Source organism: Mesorhizobium waitakense (assembly GCF_056431085.1).
The window spans coordinates 61,533-82,418 of record NZ_JBWKME010000204.1; the positions used below are offsets into that span (position 1 = coordinate 61,533).

Sequence of the window (20,886 nt, forward strand, 5' to 3'; positions counted from 1 at the left end):
TTGCGACAGATAGGGTGGGACAAGGCTCCAGGCGTTCTTGTCGCGATCACGAAGCCGTCACCCCCGCAGCCGATGGCTTGGCATCCCCGGCCTCATTCTGACGCCCGAGCCGCGTGGCGCCATGCGGCGACAGCACCGGCACGAAGACGCGACGCGAGGCGCGCTGGGCGACCGGAACGCCTTGATAGAGCCGCTTCTGCGCCTCGACGACGATGACGCCGGAAAAGATCGGCCACAGCCGCCGGCCGGCGCGTTCCAGCACGTTCTGGAAGCGCATCATGAATCGCCGCCGCGATGGCGGGAAGAACAGCGCATCGGACCAGGCGGCCGGCGTGAAATTCGTCTCGCGCAGCAGTTCGGTAAGCTGGCCGCGCGAGAAAGGCCGGCCATTGCCGAACGGCGTGTGCTCGAAGCGCGCCCAGACGCCGCGCCGGTTGGGCACGACGATGACGACGCGGCCAGCCGGCGACAGCACCCGCCAGATCTCGTTCAGCGTTTCGCGCGGATTTTCGACATGTTCGAGCGAATGGACGAGCAGCATGCGGTCGATGCAGGAATCGACCAGCGGCAGCTCCTCGTCGAAGACCAATGCCGTCGCCGTCGGCCCCGTCGCCGGCCACACCACGGCGCCTTGCGTTGCCGGCATGAAGGCGAAGACCCGCTCGGCATCGGCGCCGAAGCGCTCCAGCCACGGCAAGGTATAGCCGAGGCCGACCAGCCGCTCATTGGGTACGGCTGCCCAGATCGACGACAGCGCCATGGTGATCGAGCGCTCGGCGAACCGGCCGAGCGTTGTCGAATAGAAGGAGCGAAGATCGACGATGTCGGAATGCATGCGAGGGATGTAGCCGTGATATCGGGGGGTTTCAACAAAAGGCCTCGACGAGGTCGACATTCCCGAGTGACACTTGTCATCTCCCTGGGATGTCATTCGACATTCCGGGATGACATCGGCGCCTTGGCGCCCTATGTCTGCGGCGACAATGGAGAGATGCGATGCCGGTCGAAATCGAACAGTTCATGTGCCGCAGCGACAACTTCGGCGTGCTGGTGCATGACCCCAAAAGCGGCCAGACCGCGATCATCGATGCGCCCGAGGAAGCGCCGATCCTGGCCGCACTCAAGCGCACCGGCTGGACGCCGACATTGATCCTGACCACGCATCACCATGTCGATCATGTCGAGGCCAATCTGGCGCTGAAGGAGCGCTTCAAGCTGCGCATCATCGGCCCGGAAGCGGAAAAGGCCAAGATTCCCGGCATCGACGAAACCGTCGAAGAAGGTTCCGTCGTTCATCTCGGCGATGAACGGATCGAGGTGATCGCCACGCCTGGCCATACCGCCGGCCACGTCTCCTATTACTTGCCGGCATCGAAGGTGGCGTTCACCGCCGACACGCTGTTTGCGCTGGGTTGCGGGCGGCTGTTTGAATCCAAGCCACCGGTGATGTATGAGTCGCTGAAGAAGCTTGCAGCGCTTCCCGCTGCGACCGTCATCTATTGCGGCCACGAATACACGCTCTCCAACGCGCGTTTCGCGCTGACCGTCGACCCGACCAATTCGGCATTGAAGGAGCGTGCCGCCAAGATCGAGGCGTTGCGGGCCGACAACAAGCCGACGCTGCCGACGACGATCGGCGAGGAACTGTCGACCAATCCGTTCCTGCGCTGGCACGATCCGGCGATCCGCAAGCATCTTGGGCTGGAGAAAGCCTCGGACGTCGAGGTGTTCGCCGAAATCCGCAAGCGCAAGGATAATTTCTAAGCAGATGGTCCGGAACCCATGACCAGCGCAGCCGAAATCATCGCGATCCTCGGCCTGAAGCCGCATCCGGAAGGCGGCTGGTATGCGGAGACCTTTCGCGACGGCGCCGGCGGCGCGCGCGGCCATTCGACCGCGATCTATTTCCTTTTGGAACAGCACCAGGTTTCGGCCTGGCACCGGGTCAAGGACGCCACCGAGGTCTGGCATTTCCACGCCGGTGCCCCGCTGGCCTTGTCGATGAGTGAGGAAGATGGCGCCGTGTTCGAGCAGGTGCTCGGCATCGACCTCGCGGCGGGCGAGCGACCGCAGATCGTCGTGCCGGCAGGCTGGTGGCAATCGGCGCGCAGCCTTGGCGAATGGACCCTGGTCGGCTGCACCGTCGCACCGGGCTTTGAGTTTGCCACCTTCGAGCTGGCCGAGCCCGGCTGGCAGCCGAAACAACCCCAACTCAGCAAGGACCTTTAGCTGAGCAGGAATCCTAGGGTGATCGCCAGTTGGGCGGCGTAGTAGAGACCCCAGACGGCCAAACGCATCCAGACGCGGTGCGGCGAGATGGCAGCCACCAGGAATTTTTCAGCGGCGAGCAGCCCGTCCGATGCCATGAACAACAGCGCGCCGCCGACAATCGAGACGCTGCCTGTCGTCAGCGCCGAAACGCCCATGGCGAGGATGGCCGCGATATAGACGACGATCGGAATACGCAGGCCCGGACCGACACGCCGCCAGAGCGCCGCCAGCATGACGATCGCGAACACCGCCATTGCTAGCGCGATCGCCCCGCGCCACGACTCGGCGCCAAGCAACTCCAGGCCGCCGCCACTGCGCAGGAACAACGCGACATAGACGATGTGGGCAACAAGAAAACTGGCCAGCCCGCCGAGAAAGGCCCTTTCGCCGTCGCGCGATAGGAAGGCATCGCCAGCGGCGCTGAGCGCAAGGGCGATGACCAGCAGCAGCGGGCCGCCTTGCAGCGCCGCCAGCACGGCAAGCATCGCCACGGCGAGTGTCTTTGCCGCCGAGCGGGCGAGCGTCGGCGGCATGCCTGATATGAAGGCGTAGATCACCGCCGCCACCAGCGAAAAGATCAACGTCGCATTGGCATTGGCGTCAATGCCGCCTGCAAAAGGCATTGTCATGCCTTGGCTCCGCTTTCGGTCACGACCGGCTTGCGCAGGAACAGCGATTTTGCCGCCAGCGCCGCCCCGCCGGTGATGAGCACGCAGGCGGCGAGGATGCGCAGCGACGGCTCGGCGACGCCGGCCGCGATCAGCACCAGCGTCGACAACAGCGGCGCCGCATAGCTTGCCGCGCCGAGCACCTGGATGTTGCCGCGCTTGACGCCGATATCCCAGGCGTAGAAGGCCGCGCCGACCGGCATCAGGCCGAGCCCGAGCACGGCCAGCCACTGGCCGGCACCGTTCGGCAGCACGGTTTGTTCCAGCGCCAGGTGGCAAGCGAGCGACAGCACCGCGGTGGCGGCGCAGAACCAGGTGACGATGCTGGTCGGCACCGACGGGAAGCGCCGCGACAAAAGCGAATAGGACGACCACAGAACCGCACAGACGGCGGCCATGGCATAGCCGAAGGCGTAGCGGACATCGAAGGCGAGGCCGCCGCCCTTGGTGACGATTAGCACGGTGCCGGCAAGGCCGAGCAGCGCGCCGACGACATGGTTCCAGGCCAGGCGCTCGCCCGGCATCAGCGCCGAACCCAGCACGATCAGCAGCGGCCACAGATAGGCGATCAGGCTCGCCTCCACCGCCGGCGCATTGCGCAGCGCGGTGAAGTAGAAGAAGTGGTAGCCGAACAGGCCGGCAACGCCGATCAGCCAAACCTGCGGCGGTATCTTCTGGCTCTTGTCGGGGGCCGGCATGACCAGCCGCGCGACAAGCCCGACCCCGGTGCCGATCGAAAAGGTGATTGCCGACAACAGGAACGGCGGCACCTGGCCGGAGGCATCCGTAAGCAGCGCCAGCAGCGCCCACATGGCGACCGCCGAAAAACCGATGAGTGTAGCGCGCCCCATTCTGTCTCCAGTGGTGCGCCCATTCTGTCCCCAGTGGCGCGCCTGACCTATTGTACCGCTTCGAAACGCCTGGCACTGATGGTCAAGGTGCCGATCTGCGTTCCAACCGTGGCATGGATCGGCGCATATACGCCGGTTTGGCCGAGCGGCGCAAACGTCACCATCATGCGGCTGCGGTCCTTCAGGTAGTTGAGCGCCTTGCGGCCCTTGCGGTAGCCCGCCACCGGGTCGAAGCCCATCCGGCAGGTGATGGTATCGCCCTTGTAACCCGGCACCGAGATCGTGCCTTTCGACGCGTAGGTCAGCGTCAGATCGGCGCGCATCTCGCCATCATAGAATTTCACCGTGCGGCCGCAGACCTGGTCTAGGCTGTCGGCGTGGATGACCGTGGCGGCCATCGGATCGAGCACCGATGCCAGGTCGCCGGTGCCAATCGGCACCCAGCTCTTGGGATCGCGCTTGTCCGGCGCCGGGATGACCTGCGTCGAGGTGACCGTGCCATTGGCAAAGCGGATATCGACCACCGATGCCTTCTTGCCGGAGGTGTAATCGGCACGAAACGCCTGCGGCACCATCTTCTTGCCCGAGATCGTGCCCTTGGACGAGACCGTGCCCTGGGTATCGTCGAACAGCTTGGCGAGACCGGCAGCTCTGACGCTGCCTTCGATCGCATAGGCGCCGTTCTCATAGTGGCTGGAAAACGTTGATTTCGCTATCGAAAGACCAAAAAATGACACGATGTACTCGCCCTTGAACGACTGCGGCGAGGCAGCTGTGGCGGCGGACGGCAAGGCGATGGCGAGCACGGCAGCAAGGGCGTGAGAGGAACGAAGCATGGCGGCATCGGGTCCTTGATTCTTGGCCGGGAGGCGGGCAACTCCGGGCTGGCATGTCCCTGTCAGACCGCTTATAGGATGAATTCCGGCCTTAATATGAAATGCCGGGCGCGTCCGTGGGCATGCCGGAGCTTGACGCACCGGCGAAATGCAACTATGGAACGCCAACTTTTTCCATAAGGCCGCCTGACCAGAACCGCGCGCCACCCGGCGTGGGCATAAAGGTTTGGCAGACCCGAGAACTGAAGGTTAGAACTATGTCCCGCACCTGCGAACTCACTGCCAAGGCAGTCATGTCCGGCAACAATGTGAGCCACGCGAACAACAAGACCAAGCGTCGCTTCCTGCCGAACCTCGTCAATGTGACGCTGATCTCGGAAGCGCTGAACCAGAACGTGCGCCTGCGCATTTCCGCCAACGCCCTGCGTTCGGTCGAACATCGCGGCGGTCTGGATGCCTTCCTGGCCAAGGCCGACGTCAAGGAACTGTCGCAGCGCGCGCGTCTGTTGAAGAAGCAGATCGCCAAGAAGCTTGCCGATCAGCCTGCTGCCTAACATCGTTTAAAGGCGGGGGACGACCGCCTTGGGCATCGGATCCAAGCCTTTCAAAGTGGCTTCCGATGCTCAAACAAAGCGAGCGTGATTCGGTTTCGGAATAACGCTCCGCTGGTTCCATTACCCAGGATAAAAAAATGAGTTCCTTCTCGCGATACCTGCCCTTCGTGGCCGCCATGGCGCTTGTCGTCGTGGCATCGAACATTCTCGTGCAGTTCCCGATGCAAGGGCAAATCGGCGGCCTGTCGCTGGCCGACCTTTTGACCTGGGGCGCCTTCACCTATCCCTTCTCGTTCCTGGTCACCGATCTCGCCAACCGCCGCTACGGGCCTGCCGTGGCGCGCAGGATCGTCTTTGTCGGCTTCATGACTGCCGTCATCTGCTCGATCCTCGTCCCGCCCTTCCTGTTCCGCCACGGCCTGATCGAATTCGAGACCGCGGCCGACCGGCTGGTGCGCATCGCCGCGGCGTCAGGTGCTGCGTTCCTCTGCGCGCAATTGCTTGACGTCACCGTGTTCAACCGGCTGCGCCGGCAAAGCTGGTGGCGGGCGCCGATCGTCGGCACGCTGGTCGGCTCGGTGTTCGACACCGCCGTGTTCTTTACCGTCGCTTTCTCTACCGCTTTCGCCTTTGCTGGTCCCAACGACAGTTTCGCGCTAGAAACCGCACCGCTGATGGGTGTGTTCCATTTCGACGCCATGCGCTGGATCTCCTGGGCGCTCGGCGACCTCAGTGTGAAGCTGATCATCGCCATTGTGGCCCTCATCCCCTACCGACTGCTCGCCGCCCGCTGGAGCCAGCCGGCTGTCGCGGTCTAGGCCTTTCGGATAAGATCACGCCAAACAGAAAGAAAGCCCGTGATCCCCTGGGTCCAGCTCGATTCGGCAAAGACCCCAGACGGCCAACAAGAGCTTCGCCTCAAGCGGCGCGGTTCCGAATTCTCGATCATGCTCGGCACCAATGAGCTGATGAACAGCCGTCTCAGCGGCTCCGAGCAAGCGCTGGCAAAACTGTCTTGCCAAAGGATTGCCGACCATCGGCGGCCGAGAATGCTGATCGGCGGGCTCGGCATGGGTTTTACCTTGCGCGCCGCCCTCGCCGAACTAGGCAATGATGCCAGCATCGTCGTTGCGGAGCTGGTGCCGGCGGTCGTCGCCTGGGCACGCGGCCAGATGGCCGAGGTGTTTGGCGGCTGCCTTGACGATCCGCGCGTCACTGTCGAGGAAACCGACGTCGGCCAGTTGATACGGTCTGAGCCGGCAGCCTGGGACGCCATCCTGCTCGATGTCGACAACGGCCCGCAAGGCATCGTCCACAAGTCCAACGACGCGCTTTACAGCCTGCAGGGGCTGGGAGCCGCGCGCACCGCCCTCAAGCCGGGCGGTGTCCTGGCGGTGTGGTCGCAAGGCCCCGACGGCGGCTTCACGCGGCGCCTGAAGCAGGCTGGCTTTGCGGTCGAGGAGATCAACACGCGCGCCAACGGCAAGCGCGGCGCGCGCCATGTCATCTGGATGGCCACCAACGGCCCACGATCCTGAGCGAGAGCCGGGCCGCGGTCCGGTCTACCTCGACTTCTGGAGTTCCGCGGCAAGGGCTTCCAACAGCCCGCGTGTCCCCTCTTCCCGCCCTTTCGCGGAATCGACACCGTCGAAAAACGCGCCCTGCTCGGTATAGGTCAGCCGCGTGCCACTGCCCGAGGGGGTCAGCTCGACGGTGGTGAGGGATGCCGACATTGGCTGGGGCCCGATCGCCATCCTGTAGGAGAACACAATGCGCTGATCGACAACGATGTCCTGGAACTGCGCGTCGAGCCTGATCTCCGGACCGCCGGCATAGCTGAATCGCGACACCTCGCCACCGCCGACGCGGAAGTCGAAGCTAAATTCGGCGATGGCAAAACCATCGCCATCGATCCGCCAGCGCCGCACAGTCGCCTTGTCGGCGAAGGCATGGAAGACTTGGGTCGGCGATTGCGGATAGGTCCTCTCGATGGTGAACGTGGAGTGGATGACGGAATGCTCGTCTTTCACGGGGGCGATTTGGTTCATGTCTGTTCGTCCTTTTCCTGATCTTGAACTTTCGGGGGCGATTGATCTGTGTCGGCCAGGATCTGGCCAAGTCGGTCGAGCTGACGTTCCGCCGGTATGCGGCGTTCAGCAATCCAGTCGGCGAGCGGGGCAAGCCCGCCCGGTTCGATCCGGCAGGTGCGTACCCGTCCGATCTTTTCGCTGCGGATCAGCCCGCAGGCTTCCAGCACCTGCAGATGTTGCAGCACGGCGGCGAACGTCATGCCGAACGGCTCCGCCAGCTGGCTGACGGTGGCTGGTCCGCGGCTCAATTTTTCCAGGATCTGGCGGCGGGTGGGCTCGACCAGAGCCCGCAAGATGCTGTCGATCTCGGAATAGTTAAGCATGGACTTGAGTATTGCGGCGGCGTCATCAATTGTCAAGTCTATACTAAAGTATTTTGAGGCGCGACCGCGCGGCTAGAAAACCGTTCAATGTCAATGACTTGGCAGGGAAAATGCGGAGCAGGTCAGTCGCGTCATCGAAAATTAATGGCGACTGTCAGCTTGTGAGGCGTTGCTCAATCCTGATGGAGAATAAATTCCAGATAGAGATTGCGCTGCAGGATCGAGTGGTTGTCGTCGGAGACCAGCGACACCATCAGCGCGCCGTCGTCGCGGGTCCAGACGTCGAGCCCTTCCATATTGTCGATCTGGTAGCCCATGTCGGCCTCCAGCAGCACCGGCCCGTCGGCGACGGCGCCCTTCTCGACGCTTTCGCCATAAATGCGCCGCAGCCGCATCTTGACGCCGCGGGCCATCGAGAAGCTGCGCTCCAGCAACAGCAGGTCACCATCCGGCAGGAAGGCGCCGTCGGTGATGTCGAAGTCGCCGTTGCGCTTGACGGTAAACACGCCCTTGTGCGGCCCTTCGATGATGGCGGCATAGATGTTGCCGGCTTTGTCGAGGCTCTTTTCGGAGACCACCACCAGCCCGCCCTCATGCTGGCCGTTGGCATTGGCGTGGGTGACGGTCTCGAAACCGCGGTTCTGGCGCAGTTCCCGGGCCGGCACCAGGAAATCCAGCTGCTTGAACGGCGCCTTCATATCGTTGGGGTCGATCTTGAACTGGGCGACGTGATGGCTGCGCTCGAAGCCGACAGTGGCGATGCCGTCCTTGACGGCGAGGCCTTCGGCGTCGACCTCCCACTTCTCGTCGATCGCCCGCCCCGCTTCGTCGACCATCTGCTGGATCCGGAAATTCTGGATGCCGGACGGCCGCTTGTTGGCGTCGCGGACCACCGTTCCGAAGAACCAGAAGCCTGTGTCGGCGACGCCAATGAAATCGCTGCCGCCTTTGAGAAAGCGGAAGGCCGACAGTGCCCCGAAATCGCGTGTCGGCGAGGTCATTTCCAGGCCGCCGACGAATTCGAATGGGCCGAACTGTTTGTCGGCGCGGCCGATTTGGAATTCGGTGATCGGGCGGGTCGAGATCTCGACCAGTTCGACCGAGGTCGAGTCGGGCGAACCGGCCAGCACCGGAGCCGCGCCGGCAAATAGGGCGATGGCGGCGAAAAGCGTCTGCTGGAAGCCGCCGCGCGAAAAGATCATCCGGCGCGCCGCATGCCGCCGCGCCGCGTGTCGCGCGCGCTTTCCTCGGCGAACAGCGAGGCCAGTTGCTCGGTCATGGCGCCGGCCAGTTCCTCGGCGTCGACGATGGTGACGGCGCGCCTGTAATAGCGGGTGACGTCATGGCCGATGCCGATGGCCAGCAACTCCACCGGCGAGCGCGTCTCGATCAGTTCGATGACGGCGCGCAGATGGCGCTCGAGATAATTGCCCGGATTGACCGACAGCGTCGAATCGTCGACCGGCGCGCCGTCCGAGATCATCATCAGGATCTTGCGCTGTTCAGGCCGCGCGATCAGCCGGTTGTGCGCCCACAGCAGCGCCTCGCCATCGATGTTTTCCTTGAGCAGGCCCTCGCGCATCATCAGGCCAAGGTTGCGCCGTGCCCGCCGCCACGGATGATCGGCGGATTTGTAGATGATGTGGCGCAGATCGTTGAGCCGGCCGGGGTTCGGCGGCTTGCCGTCCTTCAGCCACTTCTCGCGCGCCTGCCCGCCTTTCCAGGCTCGCGTTGTGAAGCCGAGGATCTCGACCGAGACGCCGCAGCGTTCCAGCGTGCGCGCCAGTATGTCGGCGCAGGTGGCGGCGACCGTGATCGGCCGGCCGCGCATCGAACCGGAATTGTCGAGCACCAGCGTCACCACCGTGTCGCGGAACTTGGTGTCGCGTTCCTGCTTGAAGGACAGCGGCTGCATCGGATCGATGACGACGCGCACCAAGCGCGCCGGGTCGAGGTAGCCTTCCTCCAGGTCGAAATCCCACGACCGGTTCTGCTGGGCCATCAGCCGCCGCTGCAGCCGGTTGGCCAACCGCCCGACGACGCCGGACAGATTGGCAAGCTGCTTGTCGAGGAAGGCGCGCAGCCGGTCGAGCTCCTCCTCTTCGCAAAGCTCCTCGGCACCGACCGTCTCGTCGAAGGCTGTGCTGAAGACCTTGTAGTCGATTTCCTTCGGCAGATTGGTGAAGGGATTGTCGTTGCGGCGCGCCTCGCCCGGCGTCTCGGCATCCGCATCGTCATCGTCGGACAGGTCGTCGGCGGTGGCGTCGGAGGCTTCGGTCTCGGCCGACTGCTCATCATCGGCGGACGCCTCGGCATCTTCGGACTGCGACTGCTCGGAGCCGGAATCCTCTTCGCCGCCGTCCTCGCTCTGTTCCTCGCCTTGCGGCTGGTTGTCGTCATTGTCCTCGGAGTCTTCCGTCTCCTGGTCGTCGCCGAGTTCCTCGGCCATTTCCATGGAGGCGAGCATCTCGCGCACGACGCGGGCGAAGGCCTGCTGGTCGTCGAGCTTGGCCGAGAGACCGTCGAGATCGGCCCTGGCCTTTTCCTCGACCCAGGGCCGCCACAGCTCGACCAGCCGTTCGCCGTTCTTCGGGATCGGACGGCCGGTCAGCTTCTCGCGCACCATCAGCGCCAGTGCTTCCTCGATCGGCGCGTCGGCCTTGTCCTTGACGTCGACGAGGTTGGCCTTGGCGTATTTGTCCTCCAGCATCGAGCCGATATTGTCGGCGACGCCTTGCATGGCGCGGCTGCCGATCGCCTCGACGCGGGCCTGCTCGACCGCGTCGTAGACGGCGCGGGCCTGTTTGCCCTCCGGCGCCAGCTTGGTGTGGATACGCACGTCATGGCAGGCGCGCTTCAGCGCCATGGAATCGCCAAGGCCTCGCGTGATGGCGATGTCGGCCTTGGACGCCTTCTTCGGTAGTTCGGGCAGCCGGGCGCGGCTGCCGGCAAGTGCCGGCCGGTCCTTGGCGAAGCCGACTTCAAGCTCCTTGTCGCCGGCGATGGCCCGCATGCAGACGGTGACGGCACGTTTGAAGCTGTCGGCTTCAGACCCCGTCTTCGACTTGTTACGCGTATTGTCGCCCGGACCCGCCATCGAGACTCTGCTTAGCCCAGCACCACATTGGCAGCTGATTCCGGCAAATCCTCGCCGAAGGCGCGCTGGTAGAACTCGGCAACCACCGAGCGCTCCAGCTCGTCGCACTTGTTGAGGAAGGTCAGCCGGAACGCCATGCCGATATTGCCGAAGATCTCCGCATTCTCGGCCCAGGTGATGACCGTACGCGGGCTCATCACGGTAGACAGATCGCCATTGATGAATGCCGAGCGCGTCATGTCGGCGACGCGCACCATCTTGTTGACGATGTCCTTGCCCTTGCCGTCGCGATAGTGCTTGGCCTTGGCCAGCACGATGTTCACTTCATTGTCGTGCGGCAGGTAGTTCAGCGTGGTGACGATCGACCAGCGGTCCATCTGCGCCTGGTTGATCTGCTGGGTGCCGTGATAGAGGCCGGTGGTGTCGCCCAGGCCCACCGTGTTGGCGGTCGAGAACAGCCGGAAGGCCGGATGCGGACGAATGACCCGGCTCTGGTCGAGCAGCGTCAGCCGGCCCGACGATTCCAGCACGCGTTGGATGACGAACATCACGTCCGGACGGCCGGCGTCATACTCGTCGAAGCAGAGCGCGACATTGTGCTGGTAGGCCCAGGGCAGGATGCCGTCGCGGAATTCGGTGATCTGCAGCCCGTCCTTGACGACGATCGCGTCCTTGCCGACGAGATCGATACGGCTGACATGGCTGTCGAGGTTGACCCGCACGCATGGCCAGTTGAGGCGGGCAGCGACCTGTTCGATATGGGTCGACTTGCCGGTGCCGTGATAGCCCGACACCATGACGCGGCGGTTGTAGGCGAAGCCGGCAAGGATCGCCATCGTCGTGTTCTTGTCGAACAGATAGTCCGGATCGATGTCGGGTACATGCTCGCTGGTCACCGAATAGGCCGGCACCACCATCTTGGACTCGAACCCGAATTTCTCCTTCACCGACACAGTCGTGTCGGGCAGGTTGGCGATGTCGCGATCGACCTTGTTCATATCTCTCAACGTCTCCACGGGCGAAAAGCCTGATTTCGCCGGCAATCGATTTTGTCCGGGGGCGGTCTTAGAGCCTTTTCCAACCTTATGAAAGTTGGAAAACGACACGAACCGTATGGTCGCTCAGCACAGGCCCGCCTGTTTGAGCACGCGATAGGCCTGCAGCACATCGCGGAACCGGTCTTCCGAACCTCGGTCGCCACCATTCGCATCCGGATGATGACGCTTCACCAGTTCCTTATAGCGCGCCTTGATCTCCTTGCCAGTCGCCTTTGTATCAAGGCCAAGCGTTTCCAGCGCCTTGGCCTCAAGCGGCTTGGCCTTGCGCTCGCGTGCCTCGCGCGGATCCTTTGGCCCCTTGAACAGGTCGAACGGGTCGCGCATGCGATTATAGTAGCCGGCGCGACCGGAGCGCATCTGGGCCACATCCGGCGACGAACGCGTCGAGGCGCCGTTGACGCCCATCTTCCAGGTCGGCCGGTGGCCGGTCATGGCTTCCTTCTGGAAGCGCGCGACCTCGGTGTCCGGCACGCCGGAGAAATAGTTGAAGCCCTTGTTGTACTCGCGCACATGGTCGAAGCAGAAGCGGAAATACTCGCCCTCCTTCATGCGCCCGACAGGCGCACGATGGGTGCCCGCTTCCTTGCAGCCGTCCCACTGGCAGATCGGCGAGTGCGACTTCAGCTCCGCATCCTTCTCCGGGCGGATGCGAATCTTCTCGAAATATTTGGGATACGGCTTCATCTCACCCATTTATGGGGCGTTCGCAAATGCGAAACAAGAATTGACATTTTCGCGATGATCGCCCTAACCGCTGAATCGCGGCATAAAGCAGGCGAATGGCGGATTTTGTTGCGCGGCAGCGGCTTTTGCGAGCCCGATTTTGGTTTTGTCGGCTGCCGCGCCAGCCATATGTGGTGAAGGGAGACGGCGATGTCCATACAGGCAACCATGGAAGACAAGCTCAACAAGGCCTTTTCGCCGGACCGGCTGGTCATCATCAACGAAAGCCATCTCCATGCCGGCCATCACCATCACGGCTCCGACCATCACGGCGCCTATGATGGCACCGGCGAGACGCATTTTCGCGTCCGCGTCGTCTCTTCGGCCTTTGCTGGCATGAGCCGCATCGACCGCCACCGCGCCGTCAACGAATTGCTTGCCGACGAATTGAAAGCCGGCGTGCATGCGCTGGCGATCGAGCCGGCGGCTCCCGGCGAAAAGACCCGCTGGTAGGTCGGTTCTACCTTGGCTGTGCTCAGAGCACCGCTTCGATGAGGAACGGTCCGCGCCGCGACAAGGCGCTGTCCAGCAGCGCGTCGAACCGTTCGCATGTATCGGCGCGGGCCGCCTCCACGCCCATGCCTTTGGCCAGGCAAACCCAGTCCAGCGACGGCTGGTCGAGATCGAGCATCCGCCTGGCGTTCTCGCCGATCGCGCCGACGCCGACATTGCGCATCTCGCCATGCAGGATCGCATAGGTTCGGTTGGAAAAGACGATCGTCACCACGTCGAGATTCTCTCTCGCCTGCGTCCACAGCCCCTGCACCGTGTACATGCCGCTGCCGTCGGCCTCCAGATTGATCACCTTGCGGCCGGGACAGGCGATCGCCGCCCCGGTTGCAAGCGGAATGCCTCCTCCGATCGATCCGCCTGTGGTCATCATGTAGTCGTGCGGGGCGGCAAAGGCCGACAGGGCGAAGAAACGCCGTGCCGAGGTGACCGCCTCGTCGCAGACGATAGCATCGGCCGGCAGCTTGCGCGCCACCGACTGCGCGATCGCATCCTCCGTGAGTTGGCCGCTCGGCGTTGCCTCGTCGGGAGAGGCGGTTGCGAACACCGTCTGCTGCGACGGCTTGATGCCGAGTTCGTCGCGGAGCGCTTCCAGAGCCGCATTTAGATCCTCGCCATGCGCGGCCAGCGTCAACACCTGGCAACCTTCCCGAACAAGCCGCCCCGGCTTTCCGGGATAGGCGAAGAAGGCAACCGGCTCGCGCGCGCCGACCAGCACCAGAACATCGATATCCCTGAGCAGCGCTGTCGCCGCATCGATCGGATAGGGGATGCGTGTCGGCGCCACGCGCCCGCACCCGCGCTGCATCCGGGCGATCAGAACCTCGCTGAACAGACGGACATTGCTGTCCGTCGAGATCTGCCCGGCGATGGCAAGCGCATCGGCTCGTGCGGCCTGTCCGCGAACGATGATGCCCGCCCGGCCCGGAGCGGCGCGGATGGCCGCGGCGACCGAGCGCACGGCGTCCATGTCGACGGCCGGCGGCGGCGCCAGCTTCACCTCGCCGACTGAGGCCGCGCCGACTTCGCCCCAGGCGGCGTCAGCCGGCAGGATCAGGGTGGTTACGCCGGGAGGCGTCAGCGAGGCGCGGAAGGCGGCCTCGGTCGCCGGCGCGACATCGTCTGGGCCAGCGATGCGGCGCACCCAGTTCGACATCGGTCCCGCAAGGCTCTCGATATCGCTGGTCAGTGGAGCATCGAGCGGCAGATGGTAGGCTGCATGGTCGCCGACAATGTTGATCATCGGGCTCAGCGCGCGCCGCGCATTGTGCATGTTGGCCAGGCCGTTGGCCAAACCCGGACCGGTATGCAGCAGCGTCGCGGCCGGCCGATCGGTCATCCGCGCATAGCCATCGGCGGCACCGGTCACCACGCCCTCGAACAGGCCGAGCACGCAACGCATCTGAGGTTTCCGGTCGAGCGCTGCGACGAAATGCATTTCGGATGTGCCGGGGTTGGCGAAGCAGACCGTCACATCATTGGCCAGAAGCACTTCACACAGGACATCGGCGCCGTTCATGGAATTCTCTCCCGCTTGACGATCGAAGAGAGCAGTTGCACCGGCAAACGCCCGCGCAGCAATATCCCGTCGGCACTTTTGATCTGATCCAGTCCCTCTGATGCCTGTGCCTCGTCGGGGTCGGGGGTCAGCTGACGGTCGATTTCAGGAATGCCAGCGCGGCGGCGGTCAGCGCGTCGCCATCCTCGCCGAAATCGCGATTGATCGACATGTGCGTATAGGCACTGCCGTCGAACACAGTGACCTTGGTGCCGGCCGCCCGCAGGCGCGCGGCGAAGGCCTTCGAGGCCTCGCCACGGCCCGCGGCGCTTGAATAGGCGATGAAGGTCGGCGGATGCTTGTGGCCGTCGACATAGCTGGCGGGCGACAGCGCGGCCCATTGCGCGGGATCGGAAAAGACGCGGGCATAGGCCCGGACCATGCCGCCATTGCTGGAAAGCGCTGCAAGATCATAGGCCCTGGTATCGTCGAGGATGAGTGCCGCGACGCCAGGCAGGCCACCGCGCATGCCGGTCAGCGCAATCAGATGGCAGCCGGCCGAGTGGCCCATGCCGACAATGCGATCGGGATCGCCGCCATGCTGCGCGATGTTGGCGCGCACATAGCCATAGGCCTTTTCGACGTCGCCGGCCTGGGTGGCGACGTCGGCCTCGGGCAGCATGCGATAGTCGATGGAGACGAAGCAGAACCCATTGGCGGCCAGGAAGGCCGGCTTGGCGTTGACCTGGCTGCGTTTGCCGAAATGCCAGGTGCCGCCATGGACGAAAAAGACGACCGGCAACCCACTTGCACCGTCAGGCGCATAGATATCGAGCTTGGCCGGCCCGTAGTCGAAGGTTTTTGGCGCGAGTTGGCGCGGGCGCCGCGCGGCCGATGCTCCCAATGGCAGCATCGCCGCCACGGAGGCCAGAATGAGGCTTCGTCGATCGATCATCATGGTCTCCCGACCGTGTTTGCCAACAGTGCCCGCAGGCGCAGCGAGCGTCCAGTTAAGGATTGGTAATACCCAAGTGGTCTGGGTCGGCGAGCTATCATCGATCCGAATCTCGAACGGCACTCGAGTTTTTTGGGGCTCATCCGCTGTAGAGGGGCCGGATCCACCGGCTTTGCCGAACTCGCATCGGGTCGCAAATGTCGCAGCATCAGGCCGTATCGAATGCACTGTCTTGCAGTTCAGTTCACGAAATCAATATCTGCCCCTTGACGGTCTCATCTGGCCATCACCACCTAAGTATTTGGCAAGCATTTTTGCCACATGGGTGGTGTCCCGGGTTTCAATGCCAGATGCACGCGCTCTCCTTCGTGTGAAGGGAACCACAATGCATTCCGGCAGTTGAATACATGATGAGCCGGCAGGCAGCCAAAACGGCTCTGAGGGCAGAGTATCATGCGCGAGAATCAATCCGACGTCTTCGACCTGTTTTCGGAGATTTATGCGAACGCAGCCCAGGAAGAAATCAGCCTCCAGCAATATCTCCTTGCCTGCCGAGAGGACAGATCGATGTATGCCTCGGCACCTGAACGGATGGTCGAGGCTATCGGCGAGCCGAACCTAGTCGACACCAGCAAGGACGAACGGCTCGGTCGCATTTTCTCGAACCGTACCGTTAAGATCTATCCCTCCTTCTCCGATTTCTACGGAATGGAGGACACGATCGAACGCATTGCTGGCTATTTTCGCTACGCTTCCCAGGGGCTCGAGGAGCGCAAGCAGATCCTTTATCTCCTGGGCCCGGTTGGCGGCGGCAAATCCTCGCTTGCCGAACGGCTGAAGAAATTGATGGAGCAGCGCCCGATCTACACGCTGAAGGTCGGCAACCAGGTCAGCCCGGTTTTCGAATCGCCGCTTGGCCTCTTCCATCCCGATCGCATGGGCGACCTGCTGCAGGATAAATACGGCATAGCCCGACGGCGGCTGAACGGGCTCATCTCGCCATGGGCGGCCAAGCGCCTCGACGAACTCTCCGGCGACATTTCCAAGTTCAGCGTCGTCAAGCTGATGCCTTCGCGGTTGCGCCAGATCGGCATCGCCAAGACCGAGCCCGGCGATGAGAACAATCAGGACGTCTCGGCCCTGGTCGGCAAGGTCGACATCCGGCTATTGGAAAATTTCAGCCAGTCCGATCCGGACGCCTATTCCTATAGCGGCGGACTGAACCGGACCACCCAGGGCCTGCTTGAATTCGTGGAAATGTTCAAGGCGCCCATCAAGGTCCTGCATCCGCTGCTGACCGCGACCCAAGAGGGCAGCTACAACGGCACCGAAAATTTCGGCGCCTTTCCCTACCAGGGGATCATCGTGGCCCATTCCAACGAGTCGGAGTGGCAGCAGTTCAAGAACAACAAGAACAATGAGGCCTTCCTCGACCGCATCCTCGTGGTCAAGGTGCCTTATTGTCTGCGGATCACCGAAGAGAGGCAGATCTACGAAAAGCTGCTGCGGGAGAGCGAATTGGCCGCCAGCCCGTGCGCGCCCGAGGTGCTGGACATTCTCAGCCGGTTCACCGTCTCGACCCGCCTGGCAGAGCATGACAATTCGCCGCTCTACACCAAGATGCGTGCCTATGACGGCGAGAACCTGAAGGACGTCGACCCCAAGGCGAAGTCGGTCCAGGAATATCGCGATGCCGCCGGGGTCGATGAGGGCATGAGGGGCGTCAGCACGCGCTTCGCCTTCAAGATCCTGTCGCAGACCTTCAACTACGACACCAAGGAAGTGGCTGCCGATCCTGTGCACCTGATGTACATTCTGGAGGAGGCGATCAAGCGCGAGCAGTTTCCCAAGGAATCGGAAGCAGCCTATCTCGATTTCATCAAGTCGGAGATCGCCACGCGGTATGCCGAGTTCATCGGCCACGAGATCCAGAAAGCCTATCTCGAATCCTATAGCGAATATGGCCAGAACCTTTTCGACCGTTACATCGCTTATGCCGATGCCTGGATCGAGGATCAGGACTACAAGGACCCCGACACCGGCCAGATCTTGAAACGCGAGGTTTTGGAAAACGAATTGTCGCAGGTTGAAAAGCCGGCCGGCATCGCCAATCCCAAGGACTTCCGCAACGAGGTGGTGAAGTTCACGCTGCGCGCGCGCGCAAGGAACCACGACCGCAACCCGTCATGGACGAGTTATGAAAAGCTCCGCGAGGTCATCGAGAAGCGGATGTTCGGTCAGGTCGAAGACCTCTTGCCGGTGATCAGCTTCGGCTCCAAGCAAGACAGCGTTACGGAAAAACGGCACAACGAATTCGTTCAACGCATGGTCGAGCGCGGCTACACCCAGCGGCAGGTGCGTCGCCTGGTGGACTGGTACATGCGGGTGCACAAGGCGGGCTGAGAGAGCCCGATGGGTCCATGCCGATCTTCATCGACCGCCGCCTGAATCCAAAGGACAAGAGCCTCGGCAATCGCCAGCGCTTCCTCAAGCGTGCCCGCGAGGAACTGAAGCGGAGCATACGAGATCAGATCCGCGCTGGCAGGATCGCCGACGCGGATGCCGAGCACACCGTGCCTATGCCCGAAAGGGGCACAGGCGAGCCGAGCTTCAACAACGCCCGCAACAGCGGCAGGCGCCAACACATCCTGCCGGGCAACAGGCATTTCTCCCCTGGAGACCTGATCCCCAAGCCCGGCCAGGGTGGCGGCGGGGGAGCGTCGTCCCCGGGAAACACGGCGTCTGAAGACGACTTTCGTTTCGTGCTGTCACGCGAAGAGGTGCTCGATCTTTTTTTCGAGGATCTCGAACTTCCGGACATGGTCAAGCTCAACCTCAAGGAAATCCTTGCCTTCAAACCGCGCCGGGCTGGTTTCGCCGCTACCGGCTCACCGACCAACATCAATGTTGGGCGCACGATGCGCAACAGCCATGGCCGCCGCATTGCGCTGAGGCGTCCCAAGCAGGCGGAGTTGGACGCGGTCCTCCAGGAAATCGCTACGCTTGAGTTGGTGCCATCCGGCGCAGCGGCAAGCCAGCGCATTGCGGCATTGCGCGAGGATCTCGACCGGCTGGAACGCCGCCGCCGGCGAATTGCCTATGTCGATCCGGTCGACATCCGCTTCAACCGCTTCGATCCCCAGCCTGTGCCGAACGCCAACGCCGTCATGTTCTGCCTGATGGATGTGTCCGGCTCGATGGGCGAGCGCGAAAAGGATCTGGCCAAGCGCTTCTTCGTGCTGCTGCACCTGTTCTTGAAACGGCGCTACGACCGCATCGAGATCGTCTTCATCCGCCACACGCACTTGGCACAGGAGGTCGATGAGGACACATTCTTCTACAACACGCAAAGCGGCGGCACTGTCGTTTCCACCGCGCTGGAGGAAATGCATCGCATTATTGAAGAACGTTACCCGGCCCGCGAATGGAACATCTATGCCGCCCAGGCCTCGGACGGCGACAATTTCGCCGGCGATTCCGAGCGATGCAAAGCCTTGCTCAACGGCAAGCTCATGCGGCTATGCCAGTATTTTGCCTATGTGGAGATCATCGACGAGCGTGAGGCCCATATCTTCCGCACAACCGAAAACGGGACATCGCTATGGCGTGCCTACAGCGAAATCGACGTGAGATGGCCGAACTTCCAGATGAGCCGCATCGCCACGCCCGCCGATATCTACCCGGTCTTTCGCCAGCTCTTCGGCAGACAGCTGGCTCCCCTTAAGAGAGCGTGAAGGGTACGATGGCCAGACAAGCCAGTAAATCCAGCCTGCTTTTTTCAGGGTCCGACTGGGATTTCAAGACATTGTCGCGGGCCTATGACGCGATCGAGGCAATCGCGGTCGAAGAGCTTCATCTCGATACCTACCCCGTGCAGATGGAGATCATCTCCTCCCAACAGATGCTCGACGCCTATTCGTCGGTCGGCATGCCGCTGATGTACCGTCACTGGTCTTTCGGCAAACATTTCCTCTACCAGGATCTGCTCTATCGCAAAGGCGCGCGAGGGCTTGCCTATGAACTGGTCATTAATTCCAATCCCTGCATCGTCTATCTGATGGAGGAAAACACCATGGCCCTGCAGGCCTTGGTGACGGCCCATGCTGCGCTCGGGCACAACCATTTCTTCAAGAACAATCAGTTGTTCAAGCAGTGGACGGACGCCGGGGCGATCCTCGGCTACCTGGACTTCGCCAAAGGCTACATTGCCCGTTGCGAGGAGCGGCACGGCCTCACCGCCGTCGAGGCTGTTCTCGATTCCGCCCACGCGCTGATGGCGCAGGGCGTGTTCCGCTATCACCGGCCGCCGAAGCTGTCGTCGGAGCGGCAGCGCGAAGGGCTTCGCGAGCGCCTGGAATACGAGGAGCGCTCCTACAACGATTTGTGGCGCACGCTGCCGCCTTCTCAGCAAAGGGTCAGCGATAAGGAGCAAGAGCCGGAGCGGAAGAAATCGCTCAACCTGCCCGAGGAAAACCTGCTTTATTTCCTGGAAAAGAACAGCCTGGTCCTGGAGCCTTGGCAGCGGGAGATCATCCGGATCGTTCGTGTCATAGCACAGTATTTTTATCCGCAGGGGCAGACACAGGTGATGAACGAGGGCTGCGCCACTTTCGTGCACTATACTCTGATGAACATGCTGTTCGATCGCGGCCTGATCAGCGAAGGCGCCATGCTCGAAATCCTGCGCAATCATTCCAACGTGGTCTTCCAGCCGGCGTTCGACGATCCACGCTTTTCCGGCATCAACCCCTACGCTCTCGGCCTCGACATGATGCAGGACATCCAGCGTATGTCGACAGAGCCGACGGCCGAGGACCGGGACTGGTTTCCCGACATTGCCGGCCGCGGCAACTGGCGCGAGATCCTGCTCGACGCCTGGGCGGATCACCGCGACGAATCCTTTATCCGCCAGTACCTCAGTCCGACTTTGATCCGAAAATGGCGGTTCTTTGTGCTCGGCGACGTTGCCGACCAACCGCATTGCCAGGTCGCCTCGATTCACAACGAGCGCGGCTATGCCAAGATACGCGCCGCGCTCGCTCACAGCTACGACGTTGGCGCGAAGCGACCGGACATCCAGGTGGTGGATGTCGATCTGCTCGGCGACCGGCATTTGCGACTGCAGCACAAGGTCAATGACGGCGTCCTTCTCGAGGATGCCAGCCGGGACGCCACGCTTCGTCACATCCGCAGGCTTTGGGGTTATGAGGTCAGCTTGGCCGCCGTCGACGCTGAAACGGGGGCAACGATCCACGAACGCTCGACGAGCCAGATCACAGAATGAAGCTGCGCAGTTGCGCTTGTTCTCATGGCGTCAAGAAGTGCGCGCCGGTCTTGGGCGACATGCATCAAAACAGGGGCTTGAAGCACGTCGCCTGAATTCGTTCAACGCGACACGCCCTAGAGTATCCGTGTTGGTCAAGGAAGGGATTGGGTCCAAATTCGACCGTCC

At 62.6% G+C, this 20,886-nt stretch carries 21 protein-coding genes; 9 read left to right on the top strand and 12 right to left on the bottom strand.

The window, feature by feature from the left end; genetic code table 11:
* Positions 1 to 46: 46 nt before the first annotated feature.
* Entirely contained in the window at positions 47 to 835 is a 789-nt protein-coding gene (locus AC07FD_RS37395) for a class I SAM-dependent methyltransferase (RefSeq protein WP_478353913.1), read from the bottom strand.
* 161 nt (positions 836 to 996) lie between these two features.
* Here AC07FD_RS37395 and gloB point away from each other — a divergent pair, with 161 nt between their 5' ends.
* Together gloB and AC07FD_RS37405 are read left to right on the top strand one after the other, a co-directional pair.
* The gene (gene gloB, locus AC07FD_RS37400) at positions 997 to 1,764 is read left to right on the top strand and encodes a hydroxyacylglutathione hydrolase (protein ID WP_478353914.1); all 768 of its coding nucleotides are present in this window, start codon (positions 997 to 999) and stop codon (positions 1,762 to 1,764) included.
* 18 nt (positions 1,765 to 1,782) lie between these two features.
* A complete protein-coding gene (locus tag AC07FD_RS37405; protein ID WP_478353915.1) occupies positions 1,783 to 2,229 on the top strand; it encodes a cupin domain-containing protein in 447 nt (148 codons plus the stop codon).
* On the opposite strand, the gene AC07FD_RS37410 is transcribed toward AC07FD_RS37405, so the two are convergent.
* Genes AC07FD_RS37410 through AC07FD_RS37420 form a run of 3 tightly spaced genes read right to left on the bottom strand, consistent with a single transcriptional unit; the run spans position 2,226 to position 4,626 of the window.
* A complete protein-coding gene (locus AC07FD_RS37410; protein WP_478353916.1) occupies positions 2,226 to 2,900 on the bottom strand; it encodes a lysoplasmalogenase in 675 nt (224 codons plus the stop codon). The two genes, AC07FD_RS37405 and AC07FD_RS37410, sit on opposite strands and share 4 nt — an antisense overlap.
* Complete coding sequence (gene yddG, locus AC07FD_RS37415) at positions 2,897 to 3,790, bottom strand: aromatic amino acid exporter YddG (RefSeq protein ID WP_478353917.1); 894 nt, start codon at positions 3,788 to 3,790, stop codon at positions 2,897 to 2,899. Before yddG ends, AC07FD_RS37410 begins: the two co-directional genes overlap by 4 nt.
* A 47-nt stretch (positions 3,791 to 3,837) precedes the next feature.
* Entirely contained in the window at positions 3,838 to 4,626 is a 789-nt protein-coding gene (locus AC07FD_RS37420) for a DUF3108 domain-containing protein (RefSeq protein ID WP_478353918.1), read from the bottom strand.
* A 257-nt stretch (positions 4,627 to 4,883) separates the two neighbouring features.
* Here AC07FD_RS37420 and rpmB point away from each other — a divergent pair, with 257 nt between their 5' ends.
* The 3 genes from rpmB to AC07FD_RS37435 all read left to right on the top strand — a co-directional run bounded on the left by rpmB (position 4,884) and on the right by AC07FD_RS37435 (position 6,718).
* A complete protein-coding gene (gene rpmB, locus AC07FD_RS37425) occupies positions 4,884 to 5,180 on the top strand; it encodes a 50S ribosomal protein L28 (RefSeq protein WP_091585249.1) in 297 nt (98 codons plus the stop codon).
* 137 nt (positions 5,181 to 5,317) lie between these two features.
* Positions 5,318 to 5,998 carry a queuosine precursor transporter gene (locus AC07FD_RS37430; protein WP_478353919.1) on the top strand — a complete coding sequence of 227 codons (681 nt, stop codon included), beginning with the start codon at positions 5,318 to 5,320 and terminating at the stop codon, positions 5,996 to 5,998.
* Positions 5,999 to 6,037: 39 nt separating this feature from the next.
* Complete coding sequence (locus tag AC07FD_RS37435; RefSeq protein WP_478353920.1) at positions 6,038 to 6,718, top strand: spermidine synthase; 681 nt, start codon at positions 6,038 to 6,040, stop codon at positions 6,716 to 6,718.
* A 24-nt stretch (positions 6,719 to 6,742) separates the two neighbouring features.
* Here the strand turns inward: AC07FD_RS37435 and AC07FD_RS37440 are convergent, their stop codons facing one another.
* The 6 genes from AC07FD_RS37440 to AC07FD_RS37465 all read right to left on the bottom strand — a co-directional run bounded on the left by AC07FD_RS37440 (position 6,743) and on the right by AC07FD_RS37465 (position 12,441).
* Complete coding sequence (locus AC07FD_RS37440) at positions 6,743 to 7,228, bottom strand: SRPBCC family protein (RefSeq protein WP_478353921.1); 486 nt, start codon at positions 7,226 to 7,228, stop codon at positions 6,743 to 6,745.
* Positions 7,225 to 7,593 (bottom strand): ArsR/SmtB family transcription factor, encoded by a 369-nt coding sequence (locus AC07FD_RS37445; RefSeq protein WP_457152079.1) that lies wholly within the window; start codon positions 7,591 to 7,593, stop codon positions 7,225 to 7,227. Before AC07FD_RS37445 ends, AC07FD_RS37440 begins: the two co-directional genes overlap by 4 nt.
* 173 nt (positions 7,594 to 7,766) lie before the next feature.
* Positions 7,767 to 8,795, bottom strand: coding sequence for an esterase-like activity of phytase family protein (locus tag AC07FD_RS37450; RefSeq protein WP_478353922.1), 1,029 nt, complete (start codon positions 8,793 to 8,795; stop codon positions 7,767 to 7,769).
* Positions 8,792 to 10,690 carry a cobaltochelatase subunit CobT gene (gene cobT / locus AC07FD_RS37455; protein WP_478353923.1) on the bottom strand — a complete coding sequence of 633 codons (1,899 nt, stop codon included), beginning with the start codon at positions 10,688 to 10,690 and terminating at the stop codon, positions 8,792 to 8,794. The genes AC07FD_RS37450 and cobT overlap by 4 nt, the downstream gene beginning before the upstream one ends.
* A gap of 11 nt (positions 10,691 to 10,701) precedes the next feature.
* The gene (cobS, locus tag AC07FD_RS37460) at positions 10,702 to 11,688 is read right to left on the bottom strand and encodes a cobaltochelatase subunit CobS (RefSeq protein WP_095084912.1); all 987 of its coding nucleotides are present in this window, start codon (positions 11,686 to 11,688) and stop codon (positions 10,702 to 10,704) included.
* 123 nt (positions 11,689 to 11,811) lie between these two features.
* Entirely contained in the window at positions 11,812 to 12,441 is a 630-nt protein-coding gene (locus AC07FD_RS37465) for a J domain-containing protein (RefSeq protein ID WP_184876143.1), read from the bottom strand.
* 180 nt (positions 12,442 to 12,621) lie between these two features.
* On the opposite strand from AC07FD_RS37465, the gene AC07FD_RS37470 reads away from it, so the two are divergent.
* A complete protein-coding gene (locus AC07FD_RS37470) occupies positions 12,622 to 12,924 on the top strand; it encodes a BolA family protein (RefSeq protein ID WP_095084914.1) in 303 nt (100 codons plus the stop codon).
* Positions 12,925 to 12,946: 22 nt separating this feature from the next.
* Here AC07FD_RS37470 and AC07FD_RS37475 read toward each other — a convergent pair whose 3' ends face one another.
* On the bottom strand, positions 12,947 to 14,500 hold the full coding sequence (locus AC07FD_RS37475; RefSeq protein ID WP_478353924.1) for an acetolactate synthase large subunit: 1,554 nt from the start codon (positions 14,498 to 14,500) through the stop codon (positions 12,947 to 12,949).
* Positions 14,501 to 14,627: 127 nt separating this feature from the next.
* On the bottom strand, positions 14,628 to 15,434 hold the full coding sequence (locus tag AC07FD_RS37480; RefSeq protein WP_478353925.1) for an alpha/beta hydrolase: 807 nt from the start codon (positions 15,432 to 15,434) through the stop codon (positions 14,628 to 14,630).
* 453 nt (positions 15,435 to 15,887) lie between these two features.
* On the opposite strand from AC07FD_RS37480, the gene AC07FD_RS37485 reads away from it, so the two are divergent.
* The 3 genes from AC07FD_RS37485 to AC07FD_RS37495 are packed head-to-tail and all read left to right on the top strand — an operon-like array spanning position 15,888 to position 20,718.
* Positions 15,888 to 17,837, top strand: a complete 1,950-nt coding sequence (locus AC07FD_RS37485) for a PrkA family serine protein kinase (RefSeq protein ID WP_478353926.1) — start codon at positions 15,888 to 15,890, stop codon at positions 17,835 to 17,837.
* 17 nt (positions 17,838 to 17,854) lie between these two features.
* Complete coding sequence (locus AC07FD_RS37490) at positions 17,855 to 19,168, top strand: YeaH/YhbH family protein (RefSeq protein ID WP_478353927.1); 1,314 nt, start codon at positions 17,855 to 17,857, stop codon at positions 19,166 to 19,168.
* An 8-nt stretch (positions 19,169 to 19,176) separates the two neighbouring features.
* A complete protein-coding gene (locus AC07FD_RS37495; RefSeq protein WP_095084918.1) occupies positions 19,177 to 20,718 on the top strand; it encodes a SpoVR family protein in 1,542 nt (513 codons plus the stop codon).
* Positions 20,719 to 20,886 lie beyond the last annotated feature (168 nt).